Here is an 833-nt window from a genome sequence, read left to right as displayed (position 1 = left end):
TCACAGAAACGGCGAACCGCTCTATCTCCTTGTTGTTACGCAATTCCCCCGGAAAACCGCTCACACTTTTCCTGGAATTGCTCTAGGTCGGCAGCGCCGGCATCAGCTTCGGATCGGGCTTCTCGGCGAGATGCGGCAGGTCCTTGCTGGCGATGAAGGTGTAGAACATCGGCACGACGAAGAGCGTGAACATGGTGCCGACCAGGATGCCGGTGAAGATGACCAGGCCCATCGAATAGCGCGCAGCCGCACCCGCGCCGCTGGAGACGATCAGCGGCACGACGCCAAGCGCCATGGCCGCCGTGGTCATCAGGATCGGCCGCAGGCGCACCTTGGCCGAAGCGATGATGGCATCGCGGCGCCGCATGCCGTGGATCTCACGCTGCTGGTTGGCGAATTCCACCAAAAGGATGCCGTGCTTGGTGATCAGGCCGATCAGCGTGATCAGGCCGACCTGGGTGTAGATGTTGAGCGTTCCCAGGCCGATGTTGAGCGGCACGATCGCGCCGAAGATCGACAGCGGCACCGCCATCATGATGATCAGCGGGTCGCGGAAGCTCTCGAACTGGGCCGCCAGCACCAGGTAGATCACGATCACGGCCGCCGCGAAGGCGATCAGGATGGTGTTGCCCTGTTCCTTCTCCTGCCGCGACTGGCCCGAATAGTCGACGAAGAAGGTGTCGGGCAGTGTCTCCTTGGCGATATCCTCCAGCACCTTCAGACCGTCGCCGGTGGTCACGCCGGGCAGAGGCAGGGCCGAGATCGTCGAGGAGTTCAACTGGTTGAACTGCTCGATGGCCGCGGGCGAGGCGTTGGTCGAAATCTTCACGACC

General features: G+C 62.4%; 1 protein-coding gene. It reads right to left on the bottom strand.

Translation table 11 applies throughout. From position 1 onward, the window contains the following. Window positions 1–82: 82 nt before the first annotated feature. A partial coding sequence (locus tag EOD07_RS36085) for an efflux RND transporter permease subunit (protein WP_164772934.1) occupies window positions 83–833 on the bottom strand: 751 nt, incomplete at its 5' end.

This window comes from Mesorhizobium sp. M2C.T.Ca.TU.002.02.1.1, assembly GCF_003997225.1.
This window is presented reverse-complemented; position numbering and strand designations above follow the sequence as displayed.